This window comes from Hylemonella sp. P2_B10, from assembly GCF_056404875.1.
In genome coordinates this window covers 1-24775 of sequence record NZ_JBFUDE010000008.1, presented here as the reverse complement: position 1 = coordinate 24775, position 24775 = coordinate 1, and the positions used below count along the sequence as shown (strand labels likewise).

25 protein-coding genes are annotated in these 24775 nt (G+C 65.2%); 22 read left to right on the top strand and 3 right to left on the bottom strand.

Going from position 1 to position 24775, the window contains the following annotated elements:
• The first annotated feature begins 151 nt into the window (after positions 1 to 151).
• The 13 genes from fliF (at position 152) to fliR (ending at position 11286) form a co-directional block, all read left to right on the top strand.
• Positions 152 to 1849, top strand: coding sequence for a flagellar basal-body MS-ring/collar protein FliF (fliF, locus tag AC1DX2_RS25645; RefSeq protein ID WP_477199276.1), 1698 nt, complete (start codon positions 152 to 154; stop codon positions 1847 to 1849).
• Between the two features lie 24 nt (positions 1850 to 1873).
• A complete protein-coding gene (gene fliG / locus AC1DX2_RS25640) occupies positions 1874 to 2875 on the top strand; it encodes a flagellar motor switch protein FliG (RefSeq protein WP_477199275.1) in 1002 nt (333 codons plus the stop codon).
• Between the two features lie 28 nt (positions 2876 to 2903).
• Complete coding sequence (locus tag AC1DX2_RS25635) at positions 2904 to 3602, top strand: FliH/SctL family protein (protein ID WP_477199274.1); 699 nt, start codon at positions 2904 to 2906, stop codon at positions 3600 to 3602.
• A 49-nt stretch (positions 3603 to 3651) separates the two neighbouring features.
• Positions 3652 to 5031: a flagellar protein export ATPase FliI gene (gene fliI / locus AC1DX2_RS25630; protein ID WP_477199292.1), complete on the top strand. Its 1380-nt coding sequence runs from the start codon at positions 3652 to 3654 to the stop codon at positions 5029 to 5031.
• Between the two features lie 33 nt (positions 5032 to 5064).
• Complete coding sequence (gene fliJ, locus AC1DX2_RS25625; RefSeq protein ID WP_477199273.1) at positions 5065 to 5532, top strand: flagellar export protein FliJ; 468 nt, start codon at positions 5065 to 5067, stop codon at positions 5530 to 5532.
• Entirely contained in the window at positions 5529 to 6935 is a 1407-nt protein-coding gene (locus AC1DX2_RS25620; protein WP_477199272.1) for a flagellar hook-length control protein FliK, read from the top strand. Before fliJ ends, AC1DX2_RS25620 begins: the two co-directional genes overlap by 4 nt.
• A 166-nt stretch (positions 6936 to 7101) precedes the next feature.
• Entirely contained in the window at positions 7102 to 7689 is a 588-nt protein-coding gene (locus AC1DX2_RS25615) for a flagellar basal body-associated FliL family protein (RefSeq protein ID WP_477199271.1), read from the top strand.
• A 19-nt stretch (positions 7690 to 7708) separates the two neighbouring features.
• On the top strand, positions 7709 to 8713 hold the full coding sequence (gene fliM / locus AC1DX2_RS25610; protein WP_477199270.1) for a flagellar motor switch protein FliM: 1005 nt from the start codon (positions 7709 to 7711) through the stop codon (positions 8711 to 8713).
• A complete protein-coding gene (fliN, locus tag AC1DX2_RS25605; protein WP_477199269.1) occupies positions 8703 to 9134 on the top strand; it encodes a flagellar motor switch protein FliN in 432 nt (143 codons plus the stop codon). Before fliM ends, fliN begins: the two co-directional genes overlap by 11 nt.
• Before the next feature lie 7 nt (positions 9135 to 9141).
• Positions 9142 to 9453 carry a flagellar biosynthetic protein FliO gene (locus AC1DX2_RS25600; RefSeq protein ID WP_477199268.1) on the top strand — a complete coding sequence of 104 codons (312 nt, stop codon included), beginning with the start codon at positions 9142 to 9144 and terminating at the stop codon, positions 9451 to 9453.
• Entirely contained in the window at positions 9450 to 10211 is a 762-nt protein-coding gene (fliP, locus tag AC1DX2_RS25595; protein ID WP_477199267.1) for a flagellar type III secretion system pore protein FliP, read from the top strand. Before AC1DX2_RS25600 ends, fliP begins: the two co-directional genes overlap by 4 nt.
• Before the next feature lie 9 nt (positions 10212 to 10220).
• On the top strand, positions 10221 to 10490 hold the full coding sequence (gene fliQ, locus AC1DX2_RS25590) for a flagellar biosynthesis protein FliQ (protein ID WP_477199266.1): 270 nt from the start codon (positions 10221 to 10223) through the stop codon (positions 10488 to 10490).
• Between the two features lie 25 nt (positions 10491 to 10515).
• Positions 10516 to 11286 (top strand): flagellar biosynthetic protein FliR, encoded by a 771-nt coding sequence (gene fliR / locus AC1DX2_RS25585; RefSeq protein ID WP_477199265.1) that lies wholly within the window; start codon positions 10516 to 10518, stop codon positions 11284 to 11286.
• Positions 11287 to 11301: 15 nt separating this feature from the next.
• Here fliR and AC1DX2_RS25580 read toward each other — a convergent pair whose 3' ends face one another.
• Together AC1DX2_RS25580 and AC1DX2_RS25575 are read right to left on the bottom strand one after the other, a co-directional pair.
• The gene (locus AC1DX2_RS25580; RefSeq protein WP_477199264.1) at positions 11302 to 11931 is read right to left on the bottom strand and encodes a response regulator; all 630 of its coding nucleotides are present in this window, start codon (positions 11929 to 11931) and stop codon (positions 11302 to 11304) included.
• On the bottom strand, positions 11928 to 13040 hold the full coding sequence (locus AC1DX2_RS25575; RefSeq protein WP_477199263.1) for an ATP-binding response regulator: 1113 nt from the start codon (positions 13038 to 13040) through the stop codon (positions 11928 to 11930). The genes AC1DX2_RS25580 and AC1DX2_RS25575 overlap by 4 nt, the downstream gene beginning before the upstream one ends.
• A gap of 206 nt (positions 13041 to 13246) precedes the next feature.
• On the opposite strand from AC1DX2_RS25575, the gene AC1DX2_RS25570 reads away from it, so the two are divergent.
• From AC1DX2_RS25570 to AC1DX2_RS25540, 7 genes are all read left to right on the top strand, one after another.
• A complete protein-coding gene (locus tag AC1DX2_RS25570) occupies positions 13247 to 13690 on the top strand; it encodes a hypothetical protein (RefSeq protein ID WP_477199262.1) in 444 nt (147 codons plus the stop codon).
• 41 nt (positions 13691 to 13731) lie between these two features.
• Positions 13732 to 14094: a response regulator gene (locus AC1DX2_RS25565; RefSeq protein WP_477199261.1), complete on the top strand. Its 363-nt coding sequence runs from the start codon at positions 13732 to 13734 to the stop codon at positions 14092 to 14094.
• A 46-nt stretch (positions 14095 to 14140) separates the two neighbouring features.
• On the top strand, positions 14141 to 16264 hold the full coding sequence (locus AC1DX2_RS25560; protein WP_477199260.1) for a chemotaxis protein CheA: 2124 nt from the start codon (positions 14141 to 14143) through the stop codon (positions 16262 to 16264).
• Between the two features lie 33 nt (positions 16265 to 16297).
• Complete coding sequence (locus AC1DX2_RS25555; protein WP_477199259.1) at positions 16298 to 16792, top strand: chemotaxis protein CheW; 495 nt, start codon at positions 16298 to 16300, stop codon at positions 16790 to 16792.
• 118 nt (positions 16793 to 16910) lie between these two features.
• On the top strand, positions 16911 to 17720 hold the full coding sequence (locus tag AC1DX2_RS25550) for a CheR family methyltransferase (protein ID WP_477199291.1): 810 nt from the start codon (positions 16911 to 16913) through the stop codon (positions 17718 to 17720).
• Positions 17721 to 17756: 36 nt separating this feature from the next.
• Positions 17757 to 18467, top strand: a complete 711-nt coding sequence (cheD, locus tag AC1DX2_RS25545; RefSeq protein ID WP_477199258.1) for a chemoreceptor glutamine deamidase CheD — start codon at positions 17757 to 17759, stop codon at positions 18465 to 18467.
• A gap of 12 nt (positions 18468 to 18479) precedes the next feature.
• Positions 18480 to 19562, top strand: coding sequence for a protein-glutamate methylesterase/protein-glutamine glutaminase (locus AC1DX2_RS25540; RefSeq protein WP_477199257.1), 1083 nt, complete (start codon positions 18480 to 18482; stop codon positions 19560 to 19562).
• Positions 19563 to 19578: 16 nt separating this feature from the next.
• Here the strand turns inward: AC1DX2_RS25540 and abc-f are convergent, their stop codons facing one another.
• Complete coding sequence (gene abc-f, locus AC1DX2_RS25535; protein WP_477199256.1) at positions 19579 to 21456, bottom strand: ribosomal protection-like ABC-F family protein; 1878 nt, start codon at positions 21454 to 21456, stop codon at positions 19579 to 19581.
• 108 nt (positions 21457 to 21564) lie between these two features.
• Between abc-f and AC1DX2_RS25530 the strand changes: the two genes are divergently transcribed.
• Together AC1DX2_RS25530 and AC1DX2_RS25525 are read left to right on the top strand one after the other, a co-directional pair.
• The gene (locus AC1DX2_RS25530; RefSeq protein WP_477199255.1) at positions 21565 to 22029 is read left to right on the top strand and encodes a (2Fe-2S)-binding protein; all 465 of its coding nucleotides are present in this window, start codon (positions 21565 to 21567) and stop codon (positions 22027 to 22029) included.
• The gene (locus AC1DX2_RS25525; RefSeq protein ID WP_477199254.1) at positions 22026 to 24293 is read left to right on the top strand and encodes a xanthine dehydrogenase family protein molybdopterin-binding subunit; all 2268 of its coding nucleotides are present in this window, start codon (positions 22026 to 22028) and stop codon (positions 24291 to 24293) included. Before AC1DX2_RS25530 ends, AC1DX2_RS25525 begins: the two co-directional genes overlap by 4 nt.
• Positions 24294 to 24775 lie beyond the last annotated feature (482 nt).

The following is a 24775-nucleotide window of genomic DNA, read 5'->3' as shown; positions in this document are numbered from 1 at the left end:
GTGCTGGAATACTAGCAATCCCCGGGGGTGACACATTTTTTCAATTGAAGGGTAAAGCCAGCCCTTTTCCCCCTAATGTTTGCGGGGGCAGCCTGAATAATCCTCTGCATAGCTGACGCACAATCGCGTCACGCCGCATTGGAAACCCACGATGGCCGCTGTTCCCGCAATTCCTGTCAACCCGTCTTGGAACGAGCGCATTGCTGCGCTGGAACCCAAGCAGCGGTTCAGGATAGCGCTGGGCGTGGCCCTGTTCGTGGCCATCGCCGTCGTCGGGCTGGTCATGGGGCGTCAGGCCGAGTGGCGGGTGCTGTATTCCAACCTGGCGGACAAGGATGGCGGTGCCATCATTGCTCAGCTGGGCCAGATGAATGTGCCCTATAAGTATGCCGAGGGTGGCGGCGCCATCCTGGTGCCGGCCGACAAGGTGCACGATGTGCGCCTGCGGCTGGCCTCGCAGGGCCTGCCCAAGGGGGCGGTGTCAGGTTTCGAAACGCTGGACGCCAACCGCTTCGGCATGACGCAGTTCCAGGAGCGACTGTCCTTCCAGCGTGGCCTGGAGGGCGAGTTGACCCGCTCCATCCAGTCACTGGCTTCCGTGCAGAGCGCCCGCGTGCACCTGGCGCTGCCCAACCAGAACGGTTTTTTCCGTGAGCAGCAGAAACCGTCGGCCTCCGTGCTGGTTAGCCTGAATTCGGGCCGCTCGCTGGACCGCGCGCAGATTGCCGGTATCGTGCACCTGGTGTCCTCCAGCGTGCCGGAGATGAGCCCCTCGGCGGTCAGCGTGCTGGACGACACCGGCAAGCTGCTGTCCAATGCCGACGGCAGTAACAACCCGATCGCGGGCGGCGCCGATTCGGTGCAGTTGCAGTATGTGCAGCAGCTGGAGGCCTCTTATACCCGCCGCATCCTGGACATCCTGGAGCCGGTGGTGGGGCGGCAGAACATCAAGGCCCAGGTGACCGCCGAGGTCGATTTCTCGCAGACCGAGCAGACCTCGGAATCGCACAAACCCAACCAGACGCCCGACAGCAGCACCATTCGCAGCCAGCAGGTGGTGGAAAGCGGCGCCGGTGCCGGTGGCAACCCGCCCACCGGCATACCGGGCGCCACCTCCAACCAGCCGCCGGGACCGGCTGCGGCACCCATCACCGGGGCGGCGCAGGCGGTGTCGGCCGTCGGCGGCGCCAGCGGCGCGCTGGCAGCGGGCGCCAAGCGCGAGTCCATCACCAATTACGAGGTGGACAAGACGGTGCGCGTGGTCAAGGGCGCCACCGGGGTGGTCAAGCGGCTGAGCGCTGCGGTGGTGATCAACCACCAGAGCAGCACCGACGACAAGGGCAAGGTCACGACCGTGCCGTTGACCGAGCAGCAGATCCAGCGCATGACGGCGCTGGTGCGCGAGACCATAGGCTTCAGCCAGGACCGCGGCGACTCGGTCAACCTGATGAACGCGCCGTTCACGGCCGACAAGCCAGCCAACGTGGACATCCCGCTGTGGCGCCAGCCTGAAACGCAGGACTTGGTGCGCACCCTGGCGTGGCCGGTGGGCACGCTGCTGCTGGCCGCGCTGGTGCTGATGGGGTTGGTGCGGCCGGGCCTGAAGGTACTGCGCCAGCCGCCCCAGTTGGCGGGCGCGGACGGTATGACGGGTGGCCAGTTGGACGCATTGGTGTCCGAGGACCCCGACCGCCCGCAGCTGAGCGCGCCAGGCGCTGCCGGCCTGCCGGCCCCCATCGTCACCGAGTCGATGCAACGGCTGGAGGATGCGCGCAAGCTGACGCGCGACAATCCGGCGGCCGTGGCCAACATCGTCAAGACCTGGATCAACGGCGAGGCGGCGGCCTGAAGCCGACCGGCTGGAGCGCACACCATGGCTACACCCGAAGAAGGCCTGAACGACGCCGCCATCCTGTTGATGTCGCTGGGCGAAGAGGAGGCCGCCGAGGTGTTCAAGCACCTGTCACCCAAAGAGGTGCAGAAGCTGGGTGAGGCGATCGCCAAGACCAAGTCCATCTCGCGCGAGAAGGTGGACGAGGTGATCGACAAATTCACCAATGTGGCGGCGGCGCAGAGCCTGCTGGTGTCGGACTCGGGCGACTATGTGCGCTCGGTGCTCAAGCGCGCTTTGGGTGACGACAAGGCCGCGCTGCTGATCGACCGCATCTTGCAGGGCGGTGACGTTTCCGGCATTGAAAGCCTGAAGTGGATGGACCCGCTGTCGGTGGCCGAACTGCTGCGCAACGAGCATCCGCAGATCGTCGCCGCCATCCTGGTGCATCTGGATTTTGACCAGGTGGCCGACATCTTGAAGCATGCCACCGAGCGCCAGCGCAACGAGGTGATGCTGCGTATTGCCACCATGGAGGGCATACAGCCCAGCGCGCTGAAGGATTTGAACGAGGTGCTGTTCAAGGTGCTGTCGGGCGGTGACAAGATACGCAAGGCCTCGCTGGGCGGAGTGAAGACGGCGGCCGAGGTGATCAACTTCCTGGGCAATGCGATTGAAAGCACGGTGATCGAGTCCATACGCGGCCACGACCCGGACCTGGCACAGAAGATCACGGACAAGATGTTCGTGTTCGACGACGTGATGAAGCTCGACGACAAGGCCATCCAGCTGGTGCTGAAGGAAGTGGCCTCGGATTCGCTGATCGTGGCACTGAAGGGCGCCCAGCCGGAGTTGAAGGACAAATTCCTGTCCAACATGTCCTCCCGTGCCGCCGAATCGATGCGGGAAGATCTGGAGTCGCGCGGCCCGATGCGCCTGTCCGAGGTGGAGGCGCAGCAGAAGGAAATCCTCAAGGTGGTGCGCCGCCTGGCGGACGAAGGGCAGATTGTCATCGGTGGCGGCGGCGACGACGCCATGGTGTAACGGGTGTTCCTACCGGGTGTGAGCTAGCGTGCGCAACTATACGAAATTCATTCCGGGCGAAGAGATAGCCGACGTCGCCCAATGGCAGTTCAAGGCGGTGGACACCACCGGCCTGCTGCTGGCCAGCCAGGCCAAGGCGCGCGAGGAGGCACGCCGGCAGGCGGCCGACGAGGTCGTGCGCCAGCAGGGTTACACCCAGGGTTACAGCGAGGGCTTCACCCAGGGCCACGCCCAGGCCACGCTGGAGGGGCAACGCCAGATCACCGAATTCATGGCCACCAAGGGCAGCGACACGGCCAAGCGCATGGCCTCCCTGGTGGAGGCCTCGCAGCAGCAACTGGCCGAGTCCGAGCAGTTGATCGCGCGTGGCGTGCTGGAGCTGGCCTGTGAGTTGGCCCAGCAGGTGCTGCGCCGCGAGCTGTCGGTCAACCCCAATGTGCTGCAGCCGGTGGTGCGCGAGGCGTTGGGCATGCTGACGGCCGACGCCAAGAGCGCCGTGGTGCGCTTGAACCCGCTGGACATGGAGGTGCTGGACGAGGCGCTGAAGCTCGAATTTGCCAACCTCAACCTGAACTACGTGGCCGATCCGGCGGTCAGCGCCGGTGGCTGTTTGATCGAATCGGCTGGCGCCGTGGTGGATGCCACGCTGGAGAAGCGCTGGAAGCGTGTGACCGCCGGGCTGGGCCTGAGCCCGGTCTGGGAAGAGACCGACCGTGCAGACGACTGAAGACACCCCCACCGCCACAGACCCCGGCAACGGGCGTTGGCCGGTCTTTCTGGCCCAGGCCAGTCAGCGGGTGCGCGCCACCGAGGCGTTGGAGGCGCGCGGTACCTTGACGCGCCTGACCGGATTGGTGCTGGAAGCCAGTGGCCTGCGCGTGCCCATAGGTGCGCAATGCACGGTGGGCATGAAAGGGCAGAGCCCCATCGTCGCTGAGGTGGTGGGGTTTTCGAATGACCGGGCCTACCTGATGCCCGCTGGCGACACCCAGGGCCTGTCCAGCGGTGCGGCTGTCGCGCCGGCAGCGGCCTATGTGCCGGTGCCGCGCCTGGGCGAGCCCGACCTGGGCGCCGATGCGGTGACTTCCGGCCTGCTGCGCCTGCCGCTGGGCGAAGGCTTGTTGGGCCGGGTGGTGGATGCGCATGGTGAACCCATGGACCGCATGGGGCCGCTGTTCAACGTCGCGGCGCTGCCGCTGAACCGCCAGCAGATCAACGCCATGGACCGTGCGCCGGTGCGCCAGCCGCTGGATACCGGCGTGCGCGCCATCAACAGCCTGCTGACGGTGGGGCGTGGCCAGCGCATCGGCCTGTTTTCTGGCTCTGGCGTGGGCAAGAGCGTGCTGCTGGGCATGATGGCGCGTTACACCGAGGCCGACGTCATCGTGGTCGGCCTGATTGGCGAGCGTGGCCGCGAAGTGAAGGAATTCATCGAGGACATCCTGGGGCCTGAGGGCCGTGCGCGTTCCGTGGTGGTGGCGGCGCCGGCCGACGCGCCACCCATGCTGCGCATGCAGGGGGCCACCTATGCGACGGCCGTTGCCGAGTACTTTCGCGACCAGGGCCAGCATGTGCTGCTGCTGATGGATTCCCTGACCCGCTTTGCCATGGCGCAGCGCGAAATCGCGCTGGCCATTGGCGAGCCACCGGCCACCAAGGGCTACCCGCCTTCGTGCTTTGCCAAGCTGCCGCAGCTGGTGGAGCGCAGCGGCAACGGCTTGCATGGCGTGGGCTCCATCACCGCCTTCTACACCGTGTTGTCCGAGGGGGACGACCAGCAGGACCCGATCGCCGACGCGGCGCGCGCCATCCTGGACGGCCACATCGTGTTGTCACGCGAATTGGCCGAGGAAGGCCACTACCCGGCCATCGACGTGCAACGCTCGGCCTCACGGGTGATGCACAGCGTGGTGTCGCGCGAGCATTTTGAGCAGGCGCGCCGTTTCCGCGCCATCGCCGCGCACTATGACAAGGGGCACGACCTGATACAGATCGGTGCCTACGTCAGCGGCTCTGATCCGGCGCTGGACGAGGCGGTGGACCTGCATGCGCCGATGACGCGCTTCCTGCAGCAAGACATGTTCGAGTCTGCCAGCATGCAAGACAGCTGGCAGGGTCTGGCTGCGGCCATGTCCGCCGAACGGGAGCCGGCATGATGGGCCGCATGTTGAAACGCCGCGAGGCCCGCCATGTCTGAATTGAGAAGCGTGTTGCTGGCCATTGATGTGGCGACGCAACGGCGCGACACCGCCAGCCAGGAACTGGGCCATGTCGACCGGGCCCAGCGCCATGCGCAGCAGCAGCTGGAGCAACTGGAGAACTACGCCGCCGAGACCAATGCCAAATGGACCCGCAGCGCCGCCCAGGGCACCGCGCCGGAGCTGATGTTCCACCACTTCCAGTTCATGGAGCGGCTGCACCATGCCATAGGCCTGCAACACAAGGCCATCGCTGATGCGGCGCTTCAGGTGGGGGCTGCCAAGCAGGTTTTGCTGCAGGCCGAGTTCCGTCTGATGCGCCTGAACCAGTTGCTCAAGACCAAGCGCCAACAGCTGGATGCTGCGCAGGCGCGACGCGAACAAAAACAGACCGATGAATTTGCCACCCACCAGTATCTGCGGTCGGCTGGGCGGCGCTTGTATGGAGAATTGTCATGAACGTAGCACACAGCGCCAACACCCATGCGGCCAAGGCCGGCGCCGGGATACACCACGCCAAGGGCACGGCGGGCGTGGGCGCAGGCAGCGGCGCTGATGCTGGCGACCAGGGCTTCATGGCCCTGTTCAACGCCCTGGGCATGGATGCGGACAGCGACACCTCGTCGGGCGTGGGCAAGGACGGCCTGGCTGCGTTGGCAGCCACGGGCGTGGGGCTGGAAGCCGGGGCCACGGCTTCGGGCCTGTCTGCGGTGGATCCCTTGGCTGTGGCGGCCCAAGCCGCTCAAGCGGGCGGGGTGGGCGGCGCCGGTGTGCCGACTGCGGCCGCCGATGCGACTGCTAGTGACCTGGCCGCGGACCCTGGGCGAGGTGCTGTTGCCGCCGCCGGCGCCCTGGCAACCGGCAAGGATGCTGCCGGTGCCACGGTGTTGCCGCAAGGCGCAGCCGTCGCCGGCGACGCCGCAGCAGCCAGCAGCGACGGTGCGGCTGACGGCACGGCTTTGCCTGCTGCAGCGGCCGGCGCACAGCCAACGCATGTCCTGGTGAAAGCGGAGTCGGATTTGATGAAGGCGTTGAAGGCGCAGCTGCAAGCTGCTGACGCCACCGGTGGCGCGGCGGCAGGCGCTGTGCCGTCTGGCCCCTCCAGCACCGCCCAGGGGCAAGTGGACGACAAGACGCAGCTGGCAGGCAACACGGCTACGTCGGCCGCCAAGCCCAGTGACGTGCAGCTGGCCGACAGCAAGCTGGCTGCGCAGTTGCGCATGGCCGACCCCGGCAGCCAGGCCGGCGCCATGGCGCAACAAGCCCCGGCCACAGAGACCCTGGTGCTGGCCGCCTCTGCGGACGGCGCCATCCGGGAGGCGCAGCGCGCTCTGGAGAAGAGCGCCAGCCGTCCGGGCAGCATGGCGGCGGACGCAGGTACGCCCGGCCAGGGCTTTGCCGTCACCCACGGCGCCATCATCGACAAGCCCAGCGCCAGTGTGGACGTTGTCAGCGCGCAGGCCACACCGGACGTGCAAGTGGCCGAGCAGGTCAGCTACTGGGTGTCACGCGACGTGCAGAACGCCGAATTGAAGCTCGATGGCCTGGGGTCCAAGCCGGTCGAGGTGAGCATTTCCGTGGTGGGACAGGAGGCCCATGTGGAATTTCGCACCGACCAGCCGGAAATCCGTCAGGTGCTGGAAAACGCCATGCCGCACCTGAAGGAAATGCTGCAAAACGAGGGCCTGACGCTGAGCGGCACCACGGTGGGCACCTCGGCCCAGGGTGGCCAGGCGTCGCAAGGGCAGCGTGACCGTGCCGAGGCGCGCCAGGCCAAGATGGTGCTGGCCAGCCTGGCACCCGCGCAAGGCGCGCGCGCCATGGCCTCGGGGATGGGCGGCGCGGTGGACTATTTCGTCTAGCGCCAACGCCCTGGGTGAGGCCCAGGCTGGCCGGCGGATGCAACCCTTGGGATGGAAAGCCATGCGAATCCAACGCTAATCCGGTTTTTGCCCGTTTGCGCATGCAGAATAATGGGCAGAACCCAGGGGTGCCGGCGAGGCATCCGTTGACATTGAAGGATGTGCCGTGTCCGCAAAACCCGAAGCCGCTGAAGGCCCGCCCGCGAAAAGCAAGAAGCTGTTGGTGATTGTTGCGTTGCTGGTCGTCGTGCTGGCGGTGGCGGCGGGCGGCGCGTGGGTGTTCATCAGCAAGCAGCGCGCCGCCGCTGCCGATGGCGAGGAGGAAGCGCCCGCCAAGACCGCCGTGAAGCCGGGCACACCGCCCACCTTCCTGCCCTTGGACAACATGGTGGTCAACCTGGCCGACGCCAGTGGCGACAAGGTGGCGCAGGTGGGCGTTACGCTGCAAGTGGCCGATGCCCATGCCAGCGATGCCGTCAAGGCCTATCTGCCGGCCATACGCAGCGGCATCCTGCTGCTGATCTCGCAGCGCACCGCGCCCGAACTTCTTAGCCGTGAAGGCAAGGACAAGCTGGCGCACGACATCCTGGTCGAGGCGGCCAAACCCTTTGGCGGCCTGGAGGAGGAAGAGGAAGAGAAACCGGCGGAGAAGGAAAAGGCCGGCGCCAAGGCGAAGAAAAAGAAGCCCAAGAAGGCCGCGCACAGCGAAGTTCCCGTGCGCGCCGTGCTCTTTTCCAGTTTTATCGTGCAATGACGTGGGTTGAACCAGCACCATGAGTGAGTCATTTCTTTCGCAGGAAGAAGTCGATGCCCTTCTGGAAGGGGTCACCGGCGAGAGCCAGAAACTGGTCGAAGATGTGCCGGAGGCGGGCGAGGTCCGCTCCTACAACATCTCCAGCCAGGAACGCATCGTGCGTGGGCGCATGCCCACCATGGAAATCGTCAACGAGCGCTTTGCCCGCAACCTGCGCGTGGGCTTGTTCAATTTCATCCGCCGTAGCCCGGAAATCTCGGTGGGGCCGGTGGCGGTGCAGCGCTACAGCGCCTTCCTGCGCGAGCTGGCGGTGCCGACCAATTTCAACATCGTGGCGATACGCCCGCTGCGCGGCAGCGGGCTGATCGTGTGCGAGCCGGCGCTGGTGTTCGGCGTCATCGACACCTTGTACGGCGGTATCGGCAAGTTCCAGACCCGCATCGAGGGGCGTGATTTTTCCGCCACCGAGCAGCGTGTGATCAACCGGCTGGTGGAGGTGATCACTGACGAGTACAAGAAGGCCTGGCGCGGCATCTACCCGCTGGAACTGGAGTACCAGCGCTCGGAGATGCAGCCCCAGTTTGCCAACATCGCCACCCCCAGCGAGATCGTCATCGCCACCAGCTTCCAGCTGGAAATCGGCGAGATCACCGGGGCGATCCATTTCTGCATGCCGTATGCCACGCTGGAGCCGATACGCGACGTGCTGTATTCCTCCACCCAGGGCGACTCCATCGAGGTGGACCGGCGCTGGGTGAATGTGTTGACGCGCGAGATCCAGGCCGCCGAGGTCACGCTGGTGGCTGAGCTGGCGAGGGCCGACGCCACGGTGGAGCAACTGCTGGCCATGCGCCCCGGAGATTTCATTGAGCTGGAGCGCGAGCCCAGCATACAGGCCACCGTGGACGGTGTTCCCATCTTCGAATGCCACTATGGAACGCACAATTCCAAGTACGCGATACGCATAGAGAAGAGCTTGCGGAGCAACGACCTGAACTGGTTGGGAGAACGAAATGCCAATTGACGAAACCGCTGCCGGTACTGAAGACGACGGCATGGCCGACTGGGCCGAGGCCCTGCAAGAGCAGAAAACTGCTGACGAATCGGCGTCCGGCGACGCCGGCGGCCCGCTGTCCGGCACCTCGCGGCCTTTCGCGGCATCGCCGGGTGATGCGCCGGTCAACGACATCAACATGGTGCTGGATATCCCGGTGCAGTTGTCGGTGGAATTGGGCCGCACCAAGGTGCCGATCAAGCACATCCTGCAACTGGGCCAAGGCTCGGTGGTGGAACTGGATGCGCTGGCGGGCGAACCGATGGACGTGCTGGTCAACGGTTACCTGATCGCCCAGGGCGAGGTGGTGGTGGTGAACGACAAGTTCGGCATACGCCTGACCGACGTGGTTACACCTTCCGAGCGGCTGCGGCGCATCAGCCGCGGATGACGGCGCCATGATGACCCAGACGCTGGGCCTGGTTGTCCTGTTCGTGGTGTTGCTGGCCTTGCTGCCGGCGGCAGTCAGGTGGCTGCAGCGGCGCTCCGGGCTGCTGGGCCTGCCGGCCATGGGGCCGGCCTCCAAGGTGATTTCAGCGATGGCCGTGGGGCCGCAGCAGCGCGTGGTCACCGTGGAAGTGGGGCCAGACACGGCGCGCGTGTGGCTGGTGCTGGGGGTGACCAGCCAGTCCGTCACCTGCCTGCACACACTGCCCGTGGAGACCGCGCCGGGCACCGGCGACGATACCCGCACCCGGGTGCTGCCATGACGCGGCGGCGCGTTTTTGCCGGCGCCGCCCTGGCGGCGGCGGCCGTCCTGGTGGCGCACGGTGCGGCCTGGGCGCAGCCGTCCGCAGGCCAACTGCCGCTGTTGGTGGGCACCGGTGCCAATGGCACCAGCTATTCGGTGCCGATACAGACGCTGCTGTTCTTCACGGCGCTGTCCTTCCTGCCGGCCATCCTGCTGATGATGACGGCCTTCACCCGCATCGTCATCGTGCTGTCGCTGTTGCGCCAGGCGCTGGGCACGCAGTCGGCGCCGCCCAACCAGGTCATCGTCGGGCTGTCGCTGTTCCTGACCTTCTTCGTCATGGGGCCGGCCTTCGACAAGATTTACGCCGAGGCCTACCTGCCCTATTCCACCAACGCCATCACCTTCGAGAAGGCGCTGGAAAGGGGTGAGGACCCGCTGCGCCAGTTCATGGTCAAGCAGACCCGGCAGACCGATTTTTCACTGTTCGCCCGCCTGGCCAAGCTGCCGCCGGACGCCAAGGTGCAGACGGCGCCGCTGCGCGTGCTGGTGCCGGCCTTTGTCACCAGCGAGCTGAAGTCGGCCTTCCAGATCGGCTTCATGATCTTCATCCCCTTCCTGGTGATCGACATCGTGGTGGCCAGCATATTGATGTCGCTGGGCATGATGATGTTGTCGCCGGTGCTGGTGGCCTTGCCGTTCAAACTGATGCTGTTCGTGCTGGCCGATGGCTGGAACCTGCTGATCGGCTCGTTGGCCGCCAGCTTCGTGACTTAAGGAGTCGATATGAACGCGCAAGCCGTCTTGACCATGGGTCAGGAAGCCCTGCTGATGCTGTTGCTGGTGTCCGCGCCGGTGCTGGGGGTGGTGCTGGTGGTGGGCCTGTTGGTCAGCCTGTTCCAGGCCGTGACGCAGATTCACGAGGCCACGCTGACTTTCGTGCCCAAGTTGATCGCCGCCATGGCGGTGTTCGCCATCGCCGGTCCGTGGATGCTGAGCATGCTGGTGGAGTACATCACCCGCACCATCCAGTCCATCCCCGCGTCGCTGGCCTAGCGCGGCGCAGCGAGGGGCCGGGCACATGTTCACCTTCAGCGAGGCCCAGCTGGTGGCCTGGCTGTCGCCCATCCTGTGGCCATTCCTGCGCATCCTGGCGGTGTTCACGGCGGCGCCGGTGTTTTCGACACGCGGCTTTCCGGTGCGCGCGCGCATCGCGCTGGCTTTTTTCATCGCTTTTGCGGCACAGGCCAGCCTGGAAGGGCAACCGGTGGTCAGCATCAACGGCCCCGACGCACTGGGCGCCGTGGTGCAGCAGGTGACGGTGGGCCTGTCCATAGGGTTCATGGTGCGCCTGATCTTCGCCGCCGTGGAACTGGCCGGTGAAGTGGTGGGCTTTCAGATGGGGCTGAACTTTGCCGCCTTCTTCGATCCGACCACCAATGCCCAGTCCAGCGCGGTGGCGCGCTTTTTCGGCCAGATGGTCACGCTGCTGTTCGTGGTGATGAACGGCCACCTGATGGTGATCTCGGCGGTGGTGCGCAGCTTCGAGACCTTCCCCACCAACCAGAACTTCCTGCAGGCGCTGGCGCACATGAAGCTGTATGAGTTTGGCGCAGAGCTGTTCGCCAGCGGCCTGTGGATCGCGCTGCCCATGATAGGCATGCTGATGTTCGTCAACCTGGGGCTGGGCATCGTCTCGCGGGTGGCGCCGCAGATGAACATTTACGCTATCGGTTTTCCGATCACGCTGTCCGTCGGGTTGGTGGGCATCGCTGTCACCCTGCCCATGCTGGACCAGCCCTTCATGGCGCTGATGGAGCGCGGCATCACCTTGTTCTCACGCCATCTCTAACGGCGCCGTAAGCCACTAAACCAGTTCGTTTCGGATGGCGTAGACGGTCAGCTCGGCGTTGTTGCTGAGCTTGAGTTTTTCCAGCACCCGGGCGCGGTAGACGCTGACGGTCTTGGGGCTGAGCATCAGCTCCTCGGCGATGTCCGACAGACGCTTGCCCGAGGCGATTTTCAGCAGGGTTTGCAATTCGCGCTCGGACAGGCTGGCATGCAACGAGGTGTTGACCGGCTCAGACAGGCTTTGTACCAGCATTTGCGCCACTTCAGGCGTCACGTACTTGCGGCCCTGGGCCAGTGTGCGCACCGCTTCCACCAACTCGGCCGGGTCGCCGGCCTTGTTCAGGTAGCCCTGGGCACCGGCGCGCAGGCTGCGTATGGCGTACTGGTCTTCCGGGAACATGGACACCACCAGCACCTTGACGCTGCTGTTGGACTCGCGCAGGCTGCCCAGCACCTCCAGGCCGCCGCGGCCAGGCAGGTTCAGGTCCAGCACCAGCACGTCGCAGGGCGCGGTGCGCAGGGCCTCGCGCACCTCGGCATAGCTGCCGGCCTCGGCCGTGACCTGGATGTCCACTGCCTCCGACAGGGTGTCGCGTATGCCGCGGCGCACCACGGCATGGTCGTCGCAAAGTATCACTCGTATCATGTCACGGACTCCTCGGATGGCATGGCGGCCTGCGCGTCCAGCGGCACCGACAGGATGATGGAGGTGCCAGAGCCGCGGCCGGTGCTGACGTCCAGCCAGCCGCCCACCGAGCGCGCGCGCTCATGCAGGCCCTTGAGGCCAAAGGATTTGGGTTTGCCCAGTTCATGATCGGCAATGCCCTGGCCATTGTCGGTCACTTCCAGGGTGAGCACGCCATTGGCATCCGACAGGTCGATGCGCACGGCGTTGCATTGGGCATGCTTGGAGATGTTGGTCAGCGCCTCTTGCGCGGTGCGGTAGGCCGCCAGCTGCACGGCCTTGGGCAGCTCCTGGCGCGGCTCGGTGGTCAGGAAGCTGGTCTTGATCCCGGTGCGGCGCTCAAAGCCGCTGGCCAGCCATTGCACGGCCGGTGCCAGGCCCTGGTCCAGAATTGCCGGACGCAGGTTCATCATGATGCGCTGGCTGGCGCCCAGCGCGTGTTGCAGCATGTCATTGGCCGCCTGCAAATGGCTGGCAATGGCGGGGTCACTGCTGTGGCGGGCAATCCAGGCCAGGTCCAGCTTCATCGCGGCCAGCGCGCCGCCGATGTCGTCGTGCACCTCGCGTGCGATGGCCGCGCGCTCCTGCTCGATGGTGGTTTGCAGGTGCTCAGTGAACTCGGCCAGGCGTTTTTCGGAGGCCTCCAACTCGGCATGGGCGCGCTCCTTGGCGATGCGGGTTTCGCGCACTTCCAGCGCGCGCCGCACCACATGCGTGAGTTTGCCCAGGTCATCCTTCAGCAGGTAGTCGCTCATGCCCAGCTTGATGGCATCGACGGCGGCGGCTTCGCCAATGGCGCCGGAGATCAGGATGAAGGGCGGCGGGTGTCCGTCACGCGCCAGCCGGGCCCAGGCGTCCAGGGCGGTGAAGCCGGGCAGGTGGTAGTCGGCCAGGATGACGTCGACAGGGCGCTCGCGGGTGTGCAGCACGAAGGCCTCCAGCGAGTCCACCCGCTCGATCTCAAAGGCCTGTGTGGATTTGGCCAGCGCGCGCTTGACCAGTTCATGGTCGAGCAGCGAGTCTTCCAGATGCAGGACGCGCAGAGGGGGATGGTCAGATGAGGTGGGCATGCTGGTCGCTATGATGAGCCATCAGGCTGCCCACGTCGCCGCCTATGGTGAACCAACTTCATGTTCAAGCTCAATAGTCAAGCAAATGTGCTTGAATTTAACCAAATCTGGTGGAATCCTGATAACCTAGGCTGTACCCAATTTTAATGCTGGGAAGCCAGGCAGGGAACAATAACAAGTGGTCTGACGAGATGGCTGGAGAGACAATGCAAACAACATCGTCAACACCTGCGGTGCCAGGCGTGCAGTTGCCCGTGATGCTGGTGGCCGAGGTGCAGGATTCGCTGCTGGTGGTGGTGCATGATCTGACCCGGTTGGATGGCCTGTTGGCGCACACCATGGAAAACCTGATGGAGCGCTTCACCACTGCCAGCGCCAGCCTGGCCAACCCGGCGTTGACCGATGCCAAGGAGCTGGACGACGTGCGCAGCTCCCTGCGCGCGGCGGTCACCGAGTTGCAGTTCCAGGACATGGCGTCGCAACTGATCAACCACACTTCCAAGATACTGCAGGGCTGCGCTTACCGGTTGGCCTCGGAATCCATGGGCATGGAGGACGGCGAGGCGCTGCCCTTCGTGGAAGAAGTGCCCGAGCGCCCCAATCCAGTGACGCAGGACGAAATGGATGCCGGCTCGATCGAGCTGTTCTGATTTATCCTCTGAAACTACACATTGCCTAGTTGGAGCTTTCCATGCAAACGATTCTCGCGGTCGACGATTCCCCTTCCATGCGCAAAATGGTCTCCTTCACGCTGACGGGTGCCGGCTATGCGGTGGTGGAAGCGGTGGACGGCGTCGACGCCTATGAGAAGGCGCAGGCGCAGTCGTTTGACCTCGTGCTGACGGACCAGAACATGCCGCGCCTGGACGGTCTGGGGCTGACGCGCAAGCTGCGCGACCATCCGCAATTCAAGACCATCCCCATCCTGATGCTGACCACCGAGTCCAGTGACCTGATGAAGCAGGCTGGCCGGGCGGCCGGCGCCACCGGCTGGCTGGTCAAACCTTTCGATCCGGCGCGGCTGCTGGAAGTGATCAAGAAGGTCATCAAGTAAATGAAGCAGTCCAGACTGGCAGACAAGCGCCACACAGGAGCAAGGCATGGCTGAAGCACAAGAGGGCAGTGGCGGGGGCGACTTCGACCTTAGCCAGTTTTACCAGATCTTCTTCGAAGAAGCGGGGGAGAACCTCGATCAGATGGAGCAGATGCTGCTCAACCTGAACCTGGAGACCGCCGACGACGAAGAGCTCAACGGCATCTTCCGCTGCGCCCACTCGGTCAAGGGTGGTGCCGCCACCTTCGGCTTCTCGGACGTGGCGGAGCTGACGCACCAGATGGAGTCGCTGTTGGACAAACTGCGCCGCCACGAGCTGCAGCCCAACTCCCTGATGGTGGACGTGCTGCTGGAGTCGGCCGACGCTTCGCGCAGCCTGTTGGCGCGTCACCAGGCGGGTGGCGTGGGCGATGTGTTGGACACCTCGGACCTGGTGAAACGCATCAGCGTGTTGGCATCCGGCAGCATGCCTGCGCCCGCGCCGGCACCCGCGCCCAAGGTGGCGGCGCCGCCGCCGCCCCCGGCCCCTGTGGCGGCAGCGCCCGCAACGCCGCCTGGCCAGCGTAGCTTCCAGATCAAGGTCGGCCCGTTGCAGCACCCCGACCAGGCGGACGCCATCACCGAGTTGTTCCGCGACATCGTTGGCCTGGGCCAGATTGCGTCGCTCCCCAGCGACCGCGAGGATGTGCGCGCGTTCCAGGTCACCACCTCGTCCAGCGACGATGACCTGCTGGACCTGTTCGCCTTCCACGTGTCGCGCGACCAGGTGCAGTTCATTCGCGGCGCGGACGGCGGTGCCGATGACGACGTGCCGGCCTATGTGCGCGATGACCCACCGCCCGGCGCGCCGCTGGCGGCCTTGCCCGGTTTTGGCTTCTTCGACGGTGCGCCGGGTGCGCCCGAGGCCGCCGCAGCCGCTGCTGCGGCGCGTGCCGAAGCGCCAGAGCAAAAGGCAGCAGGTGCCGCCAAGCCGGCGCCCAAACCCGCCGGTGCCGTGGCGTCGCCCGAGGCCGCCACCATACGCGTGGCCATCAACAAGGTCGACCAACTGATCAACCTGGTGGGCGAATTGGTCATCACCCAGGCCATGCTGGCACAAAACAGCCGCGGCCTGGACCCGGCGGCTTACCAGCAACTGCTCAGCGGTCTGGCCGACCTGGACCGCAACACGCGTGACCTGCAAGAGTCGGTGATGTCGATCCGCATGATCCCCATGTCGGTGGTGTTCAGCCGCTTCCCGCGCATGCTGCGCGACCTGGCCACCAAGCTGGGCAAGAAGGTGGACTTCGTCACCCAGGGTGAAGCCACCGAGCTGGACAAGGGCCTGGTGGAAAAGATCACCGACCCGCTGACGCACCTGGTGCGCAACAGCTGTGACCACGGCGTGGAAATGCCAGAGGACCGCGTCAAGGCGGGCAAGTCCGAAACCGGCACCATCACACTGTCGGCCTCTCACCAGGGCGGCTCCATCGTCATCGAGGTGCGCGACGACGGTCGCGGCTTGTCGCGCGAGAAAATCCTGTCTAAGGCGCGCGAGCGCGGGCTGGACGTGTCGGACTCGATGAGCGACGCCGACGTCTGGCAACTGATCTTCGCGCCCGGCTTCTCCACCGCAGCGGTGGTCACCGATGTGTCGGGCCGCGGCGTCGGCATGGATGTGGTGAAGAAGAACATCGCCGCGCTCAACGGCAGCGTGGAAATCGATTCGGCCGAAGGCTATGGCATGCGCGTCTCGGTGCGCCTGCCGCTCACCCTGGCCATCATGGACGGCATGTCAGTGGGCGTGGGCGAGGAGGTCTACATCCTGCCGCTGTCCTCGGTGGTGGAGTCCTTCCAGGTCAAGGCCGACGCCGTCAGCACCGTCGGCCAGGGCGCGCAACTGGTCAAGGTGCGCGACGAGTACATGCCGGTGATCGAGCTGGAAAAGGTGTTCCAGGTGCCGCGTTTCGATCTCGACAAATCCAGCGACATCATGGTGGTGGTGGAGGCCGATGGCAGCCGCGTGGCCTTGCTGGTGGACGAATTGCTGGGCCAGCAGCAGGTGGTGGTGAAGAACCTGGAGACCAACTACCGCAAGGTGCAGAACGTGTCGGGTGCCACCATTCTGGGCGACGGCAAGGTGGCCTTGATCCTGGATACCGGTGCGCTGGTGCGCCGTTCGCGTCATTGAACAGTCCCCAGCGTTGAAGAACAAGGAGCCGCCATGGGTGCGATGGGAAATATGGAAGAAATGAGCAGCGTCGCCGCCGGCGCGCGCGAATACCTGACGTTCCGCCTGGACCAGGAGGAATACGGCATAGACATCCTGAAGGTGCAGGAAATCCGCAGCTTCGAGAAGCCCACGCGCATCGCCAACGCGCCCGAGTTCATCAAGGGCGTGGTGAACCTGCGCGGCACCATCGTGCCCATCGTGGACATGCGGCTGAAATTCCGCTGCGCCAAGGCCGAGTACAACGCCTTCACCGTGGTCATCATCCTGAACCTGCGCAACCGCATCGTCGGCATCGTGGTGGATTCGGTCAGCGACGTGATGGAGTTGCCCGCGGGCAGCGTCAAGGCGGCGCCGGACATGGACACGGTGATAGACGCCGATGCCGTGCTGGGCCTGGCCTCGCTGGGCGAGCGCATGCTGATCCTGCTGGACATCGAGAAGCTGATGTCCGGCATGGACATGGGCTTCGGGAGCACCGAAGACTGATGCCCCCGGGCCTGGCCCACCACTTCGCCCGTCTATGCCGCAACCGTTTGCCCCTTCTGCAACCAAGGCCTCTTCCATACAGCGGGCGGCAGAGGCTGCGGGCGCCTCCGGCACGGACATGCAGACGCGCGAGTTCGCCTGGACCAACGCCGATTTCGACCGCGTCCAGAAGCTGATCTACCAGCGTGCCGGCATCAGCCTGCACGATGGCAAGCATGCCATGGTGTACAGCCGTCTGTCGCGCCGCTTGCGCGACACCGGCTACAACAGCTTCAAGGACTACCTGACCTGGCTGGAGAACCACGACGGCCCCGAGTGGCAGGAGTTTGTCAACGCGCTGACCACCAACCTGACCTCGTTCTTCCGCGAGCAGCACCATTTCGAGATTTTTGCCAGCCACCTGAAGTCCAAGCCCGGCCAGAACTGGAAGGTCTGGTGCAACGCGGCTTCCACCGGCGAGGAGCCCTATTCCATCGTCATGACGGTGTTCGACACGCTGGGCCCGAAGGCGAATTTCGCGCTCACCGCCAGCGACATCGATTCCAAGGTGCTGGCCCAGGCCGCGCGCGGCGTTTACCGCGTGGATGGACTCAAAAGCATAGGCACCGATCGCATGCAGCGCTATTTCATGCGCGGCACCGGCGCCAACGAGGGCATGGCGCGGGTGAAGCCCGAGCTGCAAAAGGTCATCAACTTCATCAGCGTTAACCTGATCGGGCATGACTGGCCGTTTCGCGAGCCGTTTGACGTCGTGTTTTGCCGCAACGTGATGATTTATTTCGATGGCCCCACCCAGCGCAAGGTGCTGGAGGGCATACACCGGGTGATGAAGCCGGGTGGCCTGCTGTTCGTGGGCCACGCGGAGAATTTCACCGAATCCAAGGACTTGTTCACATTGCGTGGGAAGACGGTGTATGAGCGCCTGTAGGCGCCGGCCGTTTCAGAATAAGACGACAAGGACACCATGAGCTTGCCACCCTCCAGCCTCGGATCGCCGCTGTCGCGCACGGCAGGCGCGCCGCTTGCGGCGGGCAGCAAGGTGCTGCCTGGGGGCAGGGTGTCTCGCGTCGATCACCTGAAGGCGCAGCCGCGCAAGCCGGGCGAGGCCTCGTTCTTCTACGCCGACCACCACTTCCAGTACGACGCCGTCAAGGTGTTGCCGGGTGAGTACTTCGTCTCCAATGAAGACCTGGTCATCATGACCGTGCTGGGCTCCTGCATCGCCGCCTGCATCTGGGATGGCAAGGTGCGTGCCGGCGGCATGAACCATTTCATGCTGCCCGACGGCGACACCGGCGACGGCTTTGGCCGTTACGGCTCCTACGCGATGGAGTTGCTGATCAACGAAATGCTGAAAATCGGCGCGCGGCGCGAGACCATGCAGGCCAAGGTGTTTGGCGGCGGGCAGGTGATGGCCGGCTTCACCACCATGAACGTGGGCGAGCGCAACACCAAGTTCGTGCTGGACTACCTGCAGACCGAGCGCATCCCGGTGGTGTCGCAGGACGTGCTGGACATCCACCCGCGCAAGGTGTGTTTTTTCCCGGTCACGGGCAAGGCGCTGGTCAAGCGGCTGGCCCATTCCCATCCGGAAACCCTGGCGGTGGAAGAGCGCCGTGGCAATGCAGCCCAGGTGGCCAAGACCACCTCCGGCGGCTCGGTGGACTTGTTTTGACGAGGTGTTGGTTTGAAGAAGATACGCGTTGTCGTGGTGGACGATTCCGCACTGGTGCGCAGCCTGCTGGCTGACATCATCAACCGCCAGAAGGACATGGAGTGCGTGGGCACCGCCAACGATCCGTTGGTGGCGCGCGAGATGATCCGCGAGCTCAATCCCGATGTGATCACGCTGGACGTGGAGATGCCCAAGATGGACGGCATCGATTTCCTCGGCCGGCTGATGCGCCTGCGGCCCATGCCGGTGCTGATGATCTCCACGCTGACCGAGCGTGGCGCCGAAGTGACCATGCGTGCGCTGGAGCTGGGTGCGGTGGATTTTGTCGCCAAGCCACGCATAGGTGTCGCCGACGGCATCAAGGAGCTGGCACTGGAGATCGTGGAGAAGGTGCGCATCGCCGCGGCGGCCCACATCAAGCGCGCCGTGGCGCCTGCCCCGGCGGCGGCACCGGGCACGCCGGCCGCTGCCAAGCACGTCCCGCAGTCGCTGGGCCGGCTGTCCACCGAGAAGCTGATCTTCATCGGCGCGTCCACCGGCGGCACCGAGGCCATCAAGGAAGTGCTGACGCAGATGCCGGCCGACGCACCAGGCATCGTCATCACCCAGCACATGCCGCCGGGCTTCACCAGCAGCTTTGCCGCCCGCTTGAACGGCCTGTGCCAGATCACGGTGAAAGAGGCCGTGCACGGCGAGCGCATCTTGCCTGGCCATGCCTACATCGCGCCGGGGGGCAAGCAGTTTCGCGTTGACCGCAGCGGCGCCAATTACGTCGCGGTGGTGGAGGACGGCGAGCCGGTGAACCGGCACAAGCCCTCGGTGGAGGTGTTGTTCAAATCCGGCGCGGCGCTGGTGGGCCGCAATGCCTACGGCATCATGCTGACCGGTATGGGCAACGACGGCGCCAAGGCCATGCGCGAGATGAAAGATGCTGGCAGCTACAACTACGTGCAGGACGAGGCCAGCTGCATTGTCTTTGGCATGCCGCGCGAGGCCATCCTGCACGGCGCGGCCGACGAGGTGCTGCCGCTGACGGCCATTGCGCCGGCGCTGTTGGCCAAGCTCAGCACCGCCACCGACCGCTACCGCGTCTGACGCCTCGGGGGCGGCCTCACACGGCCGACAGTTCTTCCCAGCGCGTCAGCGCGGTCAGCAGCAGTTCTTCAATTTCCCCGTCGCGCCGGCTCAAAGCGGCAGCGCGCTGCGCATCGCGGCCGTACAGGCTGCCGTCGCCCAGTTCTTCGCGCAGCGTGGCCTGTTCTTGCTCCAACGCTTCAATCTGCTTGGGCAGCGCTTCGAGTTCGCGTTGCTCCTTGTTGCCCAGCTTGCGCGTCTTGGTGGCGGTTTTTGCGGGGGCTGCAGCCGGCGCCGGCACGCTGGCCTTGGGTTTGGCGCTGCTGGCTGCGGCGGCCTGGCGGATGTCCTGGCTGCGGCGCGACTGTGTGAGCCAGTCTTGCACGCCCCCTTCGTACTCGCGCCACAGGCCGTCGCCTTCAAACGCGATGGTGCTGGTGACCACGTTGTCCAGGAAGGTGCGGTCATGGCTGACCAGGAACACGGTGCCTTCGTAGTCCTGCAGCAGTTCTTCCAGCAGTTCCAGCGTGTCGATGTCCAGGTCGTTGGTGGGTTCGTCCAGCACCAGCACATTGGCCGGTCGGGCGAACAGCCGCGCCAACAGCAGGCGGTTGCGCTCGCCGCCGGACAGTGAACGCACCGGTGAGTTGGCGCGCGCCGGTGAAAATAGGAAGTCGCCCAGGTAACTCTTGACGTGCTTGCGTTGGTTTCCGATCTCGATCCACTCGCTGCCGGGGCTGATGAAGTCCTCCAGCGTGGCGTCGAGGTCCAGCGCGTTGCGCATCTGGTCGAAATAGGCCACTTGCAGGTTGGCGCCCTGGCGCACCTTGCCGCTGTCGGGTTGCAACTCGCCCAGGATCAGTTTGAGCAGTGTGGTCTTGCCGGCGCCGTTGGGGCCGATCAGGCCGATCTTGTCGCCGCGCAGCACGGTGGCGGTGAAGTCCTTGGTGATGAGCTTGTCGCCAAAGGCCTTGCTGACGTCGGTCAGCTCCGCCACCAGCTTGCCGCCCGGCGCGCCGGAGGCCACGTCCATGCGCACGCTGCCGACGGCGTCGCGCCGTGCCTGGCGGCTGGAGCGCAGCTTTTCCAGCCGCACGATGCGGCTCTGGCTGCGTGTGCGGCGGGCTTCCACGCCCTTCCGGACCCACACTTCCTCCTGGGCCAGCAGCTTGTCGGCCTTGGCGCTGATGACGGCCTCCTGCGCCAGCTGTTCTTCCTTTTGCAGCACGTATTGCGCAAAGTTGCCAGGGTAGGACCGCAGCTTGCCGCGGTCCAGCTCAACGATGCGGGTGGCCACGCGGTCCAGGAAGCTGCGGTCGTGGGTGATGGTGACCACGCTGCCCTTGAAATCGATCAGCAGGTCTTCCAGCCATTCGATGGAGTCCAGATCCAGGTGGTTGGTGGGTTCGTCCAGCAGCAGCACATCGGGTTGGGCCACCAGCGCCTGCGCCAGCGCCACCCGCTTCTTGGTGCCGCCAGAGAGGGTGCCGACGATGGCGTTTTCATCCAGGTGCAGCCGGTGCAGGGTTTCGGTCACCCGCTGTTCCCAGTTCCAGCCGTCTTGCGCCTCGATGGCGCTTTGCAGTGCGTCCAGATCGCCCTCGCCGTGGGAATACTGGTCGATCAGCGCCGCAATGTGCGCCAGGCCGGCGCTGGCGGCGGTGAACACGGTGGCCTCCAGGTCCAGCACCGGCTCCTGGGCCACGTAGGCCAGGCGCAGGTTCTGCTGCAGTTGCAGGCTGCCGTCGTCGGCCTTCTCCAGGCCGCCGAGGATTTTCAACAGGGAGGATTTGCCGGCGCCGTTGCGCCCTATCAGGCCCACGCGTTCGTTGGATTCGAGGGCGAAATCGGTGTGGTCCAGCAGCGGCACGTGGCCGAAAGCAAGCTGGGCGTCGAGAAAGGTGATCAAAGCCATGATGTCAGGGATTATCCCGCCCCGCCGATGTCCTCTCCGGCGCCCGACTTGCTGCAGGGCCGGCGTATAGTCAGCGCGGACAGTGTTTACTTGCTGAGGAGACGGGCAATGGAGCTGAAAATCAACGGGAAAACCCAGCAGGTGGATGCCGATCCGGCCATGCCGCTGCTGTGGGTGCTGCGCGACGTGCTGAACTTGACCGGCACCAAGTTTGGCTGCGGCGTGGCCGCCTGTGGCGCCTGTACGGTGCGGGTGGACGGTGAGGCGGTGCGCTCCTGCGTGATGCCGGCGTCGGCGGTGGCCGGCAAGGCGATACAGACGGTGGAAGCCCTGGGCAGCGCCGACAAGCCGCATGCGCTGCAGCAGGCCTGGATCGCCGAGCAGGTGCCGCAATGCGGCTACTGCCAGAGCGGCATGCTGATGGCCGCCGCCGCGCTGCTGGAGAAAATCCCCAGGCCCAGCGATGCCGACATTGACGCCGCCATGACCAACATCTGCCGCTGCGGCACCTACCAGCGGGTGCGCGCGGCCATCAAACGGGCCTCTGGCCAGGCCACGGGAGCAGCGGCATGAGGCGGCGCACCTGGTTGTTGAGCGGCCTGGGCGCGGTGGGCGCTCTGGTGGTGGGTTGGAGCGTGCTGCCGGCGCGTTCGCGCCTGGGTGCGGCGGAGTTGATGCAGGCCGGTGAGGGGGATGTGGCTTTGAACGGCTGGATCAAGCTGGCCAGCGACGGCTCGGTGGTGCTGGCCATGGCGCGCAGCGAAATGGGCCAGGGGGTGTACACCGCCCTGCCCATGCTGGTGGCCGAGGAGCTGGACGTGCCGCTGAGCCGCGTGCGCATCGAGCAGGCCGGCGGCGACAAGATTTACGGCAATGTGGCCATGCTGGTGGCCAGCCTGCCCTTTCATCCGCTGGAGTCCGAAGGCGCGAACAGGCCCATGAAGGTGAAGCTGGGCGAGTGGATGGTGGGGAAGGTGGCGCGCGAGCTGGGCATCAACGCCACGGGTGGCTCGTCCAGCGTGGCCGACGCCTGGGGCCCGCTGCGCACGGCGGCGGCCACGGCGCGTGCCTCGCTGCTGGGAGCGGCGTCGCAGGTGTGGAAGCTGCCGGTGGCCGAGCTGACGGTGAAGGACGGCGTGATCTCCCACCCTTCCGGCAAGTCTGCCCCTTATGCCGAGATGGCCAAGGCGGCGGCCACCACACCGGCGGGCGTGGTGACCCTGAAGGCGCGCAAGGATTGGAAGCTGATAGGCCAGAGCGCCCCCCGGCTGGACGTGCCTGCCAAGGTGGATGGCTCGGCGGTATTTGGCCTGGATGTGCGCCGACCCGGCATGCTGTTTGCCGCCGTGCGCCTGTGTCCGGAGCTGGGCGGCTCGCCCGGCCAGGTGGACTCTAGCGCCGCGCTGGCCATGCCGGGCGTGGACAAAGTGGTGACGCTGGCGGACCACGCCGGCGGTACCGCTGGCTTGGCGGTTGTGGGCAAGACCACCTGGCATGCCCGCCAGGCGGCGCAGGCGCTGAAGGTGCAATGGCAGCCGCGCCCAGGCGGCGCGCTGGACACGCAGGTGATTGCCGCCAGCCTGGAGGCGGCGGTGAAGAACGAGTCGGGCTTTGGCTTCTACAGCCGGGGTGACGTGGCCGCCGCGCAGGCACAGGCGGCGCGGCAGGTGGAGTCCTGGTACCACGCGCCCTACCTGGCGCACGCCACCATGGAGCCCATGAACTGCACTGCCCAAGTGAAGGATGGCAAGGTGGAGATCTGGGCGCCCACCCAGGTGCCGCAGATGGGCCGTGCCATTGCTGCCAAGGTGGCGGGCGTGCCGCTGGAGCAGGTGACGCTGCATCTGACGCTGCTGGGCGGCGGCTTTGGCCGCCGGCTGGAGGTGGATTTCATCGCCCAGTCGGTGCAGGTGGCCATGGCATGCGGTGGCAAGCCGGTGCAACTGGCCTGGTCGCGCGAGGAAGACACCACGCACGACTTTTACCGCCCCATGCACGTGGCGCGGCTGCGCGCTTCGGTGAACAAGGACGGTACGGTGAGCAGCCTGGACATCAAGTCCGCCGGCGACGCCATCACGCCGCGCTGGATGGCGCGCGGCATCCCGGCGTTGTCCGGCCCCTTTGACACACCGGACAAAACCACGGCCGAAGGCCTGTTTGACCTGCCCTATGGGTTTGCCAACCAGCAGATGGCACACGTGGCCACGCGCATGGGGGTGCCGGTGGGCTTCTGGCGCTCGGTGGGACATTCGCACAATGCGTTTTTCTCCGAATGCTTCATGGACGAACTGGCCTTCGAGACCAAGCAGGACCCGGTGGCCTTCCGTCTGGGCTTGCTGAAGGAGGCGCCGCGCCACCTGGCGGTGCTGGAGTTGGCGGCGCAGAAAGCGGGCTGGGGCAGACCGCTGGCGGCGGGCCGTGCGCGTGGCGTGGCGCTGCACGACTCTTTTGGCTCCGCCGTGGCCCAGGTGGTGGAGGTGTCGCTGCAAGACGGCAAGCCGCGCGTGCACCGGGTGGTGTGCGCGCTGGACTGCGGCACCGTGGTCAACCCCGGCATCGTGGCCCAGCAGATGGAGAGCGCGGTGGTGTTCGCGCTCAGCGCCGCGCTGTATGGCCGCATAGACATCAAGAATGGTGCCGTGCAGCAAAGCAATTTCCCCAGCTACCCCGTGGTTTCGCTGGCGCAGGCGCCTGTGGTGGAGACCCATATCGTGCCCAGCGAGCGCCCGCCGGGCGGTGTCGGCGAGCCCGGTGTGCCGCCACTGGCGCCCGCAGTTGCCAATGCCTTGTTTGTGCTGACCGGAAAGCGTATAAAGACACTCCCGCTGGCTGCGTGAGCGCGCCGCGAATGCGGTACGTCGTACGGATAAAAGTTTAAAAATTTCGGGTTAACCCGTAAAAGCGTGCTATAGTCGTGGGCTTCGCTGATGAGAGCAAACAAATGCAGATCAGCAGTGAAGAAGGTGATGGGAGTCACCGGTTTGGTTGGTGTGTTTGGCGCTTCAGGCGCGACGCAAAAAAAGACCAAATAAATTGACAGGTCATTAAAAAACGTGTCATAATTCAAGGCTTCGCTGATCACAGCAAGCCAGTCAAAAAAGCCAAGCTTTTGAGACAAGATCTTTAAAAATATACAGCCGATAAGCGTGGGCGTTTGAGGGCGAAAGCCAAGTTCTTCGGAACTAAGTCTTAACTGACTTACAAACGCTCATGAGAATAGAAGTGAAGTTCACTTCAATTCCGTTTTTATGAGTTGCACAGAAATGTGCGAAAAAATTCAAGATCGAACTGTAGCTGTAGAGTTTGATCCTGGCTCAGA